This is a genomic window from Fusibacter sp. (assembly GCF_057447755.1).
The window spans coordinates 1-3,923 of the sequence record NZ_JBVBZF010000324.1; the positions used below are offsets into that span (position 1 = coordinate 1).

The window sequence follows — 3,923 nt, forward strand, 5'->3', positions numbered from 1 at the left end:
TAAACAGAAGCATAAGCAGTCATTCGATATTGATATCCACTTGCAACGTAATAACTTTTACCGAGACTACAGTAACTATTATTATTGGTTTCTGTCCAGGTTTTAATTGTCGTCCAACTTCCATTCACATATCGTTGGAGGTCAACAGTGATACTGCATTTGTTTACGCCAATGGCAGTGACATAAGATGTTACAGATGCCTTTCCTTGTGATGATAGGCTGAAATCATTGCTAAAAGTCATGATGCTGACAAAGTTCGGTGTAATAATAAGGTCACCTGCAGTCTTTGGTGAATCAAAAACGATGTTTGACCCGTCAGCAAAAGTTGGCGCTACTGATAGCACTGATAACAGTAAAATCGTTAATAGGCTTAATCTTATTTTCTTCATAAAATCACCCCCTTTCTTTAGGTTTCATAATATAAACCAAATAAAGGGGGTGAATCTTACACATTTTATTATTTTTTTTCAGTCATACTCTCAGCAATTTTCAAAATGGTTGATTTATCAATCGGTCCGGCCACTAAAATATTTTTTTCACCCACATTCCAGGTGATGAGTGTGCGGTCGTCTTTTAGGATCAATTTGCCTTGATGGTCATTAATAGTCACATCAATTACCCTTGCATTTTCAGTATCGAGTTGATGTTCCAAAGCGCTTTGACTTTGAATGATAAAGAAGGCTTGGTTGTTTTCACCGGTAAATTGCATGGTCTTTATGTCCTTATGGGTGTCTATGTTAGTCAAGGTGTATCCAACGGGGACATAAGTTGGATAGAAGTATGATCTCCAATCATCCGGGAGCAAGAGGTCGACCTGATAGCTTGTGGTTTCTTGGTTTGTCATCTGTGTGAACTTTTCTTTTGTGTCTAAAAACATGTTTAAAACGATAATTCTATAAGCGTCTACACGCATCATTAAAAGACTGTTTGCGAGAATAATAATCGCAAATACTGCTGCAACTCTTTTTAAGCGCCTCTTGAAATTAATTAAATTTTGTTTGTGCTTATTTTTCCGTTCATTTTCATTTTGAAAACGGTCAAACCATTGATCCAACGATGCCGGTACCTCTATTTCTGAATGTGAATCTATTAGGACATCGATGTCTTTGTCATATGCCTCGATATATTCGAAGCCCAAATTATACAAATAGACTTCATTGTTCTTTTTAATCTTCTCTTGATCTTCATATGTATTTTTCATTCAACTCAGCCTCTCTTTCTAACATCGTTGATTTTAGTGCGTTTAAGGCTCTTGAAAGGCGAACACTAACGTTATTCACAGAGATGCCTAGGATATTTGCAATTTCTGATATTTCCAGTTCAAAATAGAACTTCAAAGTGATTATATCTGCATAAGTATGGTGAAGGTGACTTAATTTGCTTTGAAAGGTAGACTTGTTTGCCAAGTCACTTAAATGTTCTTGATATAGAAGGGCATTGATTTCTACATATTCCTCAATATCATCAGTATCGGTCACGATAATTTTCTTTTTCTTATTATAGATATTGATGGATAGGTTTCGTGTAATGATACTTAAGTAGGCCTTTGTTTTTTTGCTATTAACGATTTCAATCTTGTCTAAGTGACCGGCAATTCTAATAATTGTTTCTTGAACGACATCTTGAGCTTCATGATGGTCTTTAAGTATAGAGTAGGCGATGATATATAAAGTCTTCCCATATGTATAGTATATTTCCTCAAGCTTGGACTTGGTTTTTTCATCATATAATGTGAATAATAATAACATTGAACCTCCATGATTATGGTTTAATCGTATAAAATCTACGAGTCAATGATACCTTAATATAGAATAAGATGCAACTTTTGCATGGGGTTAACTAATAAAGGCATCAAAAAAATTTTAGCGTCATCTTTAGCATTTGTTAATACAATAATAACAATTATATTACGCTTATGTTACAGGCAGAGCCTGTTTTTAATCAATGCAATAAGCTATTTATTGCAAATACACAAACTTAGATTATCTGTTAAAACATGCAAACTCATTGTAAAAGCACAATAAAAGGTAATATATATTAAATGTGTTAAAAACAACTATATTTTTAAGAAATTTAAAAGTAAAATAGGATAGATGACATATAAAATTTTTTTTTTGGAGGTACATATTTTATGCAAGCTTTGATAACATTTGCCGCAATTGCAGCACCAGTGGTAGCCCTAATCGTGGTTACCTTGTTAACGGGTTATGTAAAAGCATCACCTGATGAAGCCATTATTATTTCAGGTCTTAAGAAGACACCGAAAGTTGTAATTGGTAAGGCAGCCATTAAAATTCCTTTTTTTGAAAGAAAGGACAGATTGACATTGAGAGCCATGAAGATTGATGTCAAAACAAGTGAGGCTGTTCCAACACAAGAGTTTATCAATGTCCTAGTTGACTCGGTTGTAACAGTTAAAATATCATCTGAAAAGGAACTTCTTGAAAAAGCCAGTGAGAACTTTTTGAATAAAGATGAAGATTACATTCGCAATATGGTTCAAGATGTTTTAGAGGGTAATATTCGTGAGATCGTCGGTACAATGTCACTGACAAACATGATCTCAGACCGTCAAAAATTTTCTGAGAAGGTACAACAAAATGCTGTGCCTGATATGAGAAAACTGGGTCTGGAGATTGTTTCCTTTAATGTACAAAACTTTGCTGACCGTGAAGGTGTGATCAATGACCTTGGTATAGATAACGTGGCAAAGATTCAAAAGAACGCTAAAATCGTAAAAGCGGAAGCAGAAAGAGATGTTAAGATTGCACAAGCAAAAGCAAACAAGGAAGCCAATGATGCTGAAATTGCTTCGCAAGAAGAAATTGCAATCAAAAATAATCAACTCGAAATTAAAAAAGCAGAATTAAAACAGGAATCAGATACGAAACAAGCTCAAGCAGATGCGGCTTACAAAATTCAACAAGAGGAACAACGTCGTACGATAGAAATCACATCCGCAAATGCCAATCTAGCAAGACAGGAAAAAGAGATTGAACTCAAAGAACGCGCAGTTCAAATTATGGAAAGAGAACTGGATGCAACGATTAGAAAGAAAGCAGATGCCGACAAATATTCCAAAGAAAAAGCGGCAGATGCCAAGCTTTATGAGATTCAAAAGAATTCTGAAGCTGAAAAAATCAGAGCAGAAAATGAGGCACTTGCTTTAAAAGCAACTGCAGAGGCAAATGCCTTTGCGAAGAAGCAAGATGCGGATGCACAAAAAGCATATATGATGGCAGAGGCAGATGGTATTGAAGCAAAAGGTTTGGCTGAAGCAAAAGGTGTAGATGCTAAGGCTGAGGCAATGAAGAAAATGGAAGAGGCTGCTGTCCTTGAAATGTTCTTTAAAGTGCTTCCAGAAATTGCTGCTAACATTGCCAAACCACTAGAAAATATTGATTCAATCACAATGTATGGTGAAGGCAATAATGCAAAAATGGTTGGTGATATTACAAAGTCAATGAGCCAAATCATGAATGGTGTTACAGATGCAACTGGGCTTGATGTAAAGGGTCTTATCTCAGCTTTTATTGGTGGTAAGATTGCTCAACCGGATATGGAAGAACCCATTAAATAACACAATATTTGACGAATAGAATTAAGATGTGTTTATAAATCAAGAAGATCACTCAAATGGGCATTGATAGGGCCTGATTGAGTGATTTTTTTATAGGGATTGACACAAAAAGCCAAGCTATTTTTAAGTCAAAATTAGCATGATTTAGGATTTTCAATAAAGAGTGTCTGTGATATAAATTTTTAAGTATATGTGAGCCAATCAGAGGTTATTTGAAAGCGCTCCATGTAACGATTTGAAAGCCCTAAGGGCTTATATTTTATGAGAACTCAAGCTGAATGCGATCATACATAGGAAATGGCACAACTGCAAAAGCAAAACGCTAAGTTCACGATTGATAAAA

General features: G+C 35.2%; 4 protein-coding genes. 1 reads left to right on the plus strand and 3 read right to left on the minus strand.

Annotated features, from left to right (window positions below; genetic code table 11):
* The 3 genes from AC220I_RS19435 to AC220I_RS19445 all read right to left on the minus strand — a co-directional run.
* Positions 1–389: hypothetical protein (locus tag AC220I_RS19435; protein WP_486725522.1), on the minus strand; the 389-nt coding region annotated here is incomplete at its 3' end.
* 68 nt (positions 390–457) lie between these two features.
* Positions 458–1,201: a DUF4367 domain-containing protein gene (locus tag AC220I_RS19440; protein ID WP_486725523.1), complete on the minus strand. Its 744-nt coding sequence runs from the start codon at positions 1,199–1,201 to the stop codon at positions 458–460.
* Complete coding sequence (locus AC220I_RS19445) at positions 1,185–1,748, minus strand: RNA polymerase sigma factor (protein ID WP_486725524.1); 564 nt, start codon at positions 1,746–1,748, stop codon at positions 1,185–1,187. The genes AC220I_RS19440 and AC220I_RS19445 overlap by 17 nt, the downstream gene beginning before the upstream one ends.
* A 383-nt stretch (positions 1,749–2,131) precedes the next feature.
* On the opposite strand from AC220I_RS19445, the gene AC220I_RS19450 reads away from it, so the two are divergent.
* Positions 2,132–3,580, plus strand: a complete 1,449-nt coding sequence (locus tag AC220I_RS19450) for a flotillin family protein (RefSeq protein WP_486725525.1) — start codon at positions 2,132–2,134, stop codon at positions 3,578–3,580.
* The last annotated feature ends 343 nt before the right edge of the window (positions 3,581–3,923 follow it).

Bases quoted from the DNA above. Each gene is read 5' to 3' on its own strand.
- AC220I_RS19445 (WP_486725524.1), bottom strand. From the start codon at position 1,748: ATGTTATTATTATTCACATTATATGATGAAAAAACCAAGTCCAAGCTT.
- AC220I_RS19440 (WP_486725523.1), bottom strand. From the start codon at position 1,201: ATGAAAAATACATATGAAGATCAAGAGAAGATTAAAAAGAACAATGAA.
- AC220I_RS19450 (WP_486725525.1), top strand. From the start codon at position 2,132: ATGCAAGCTTTGATAACATTTGCCGCAATTGCAGCACCAGTGGTAGCC.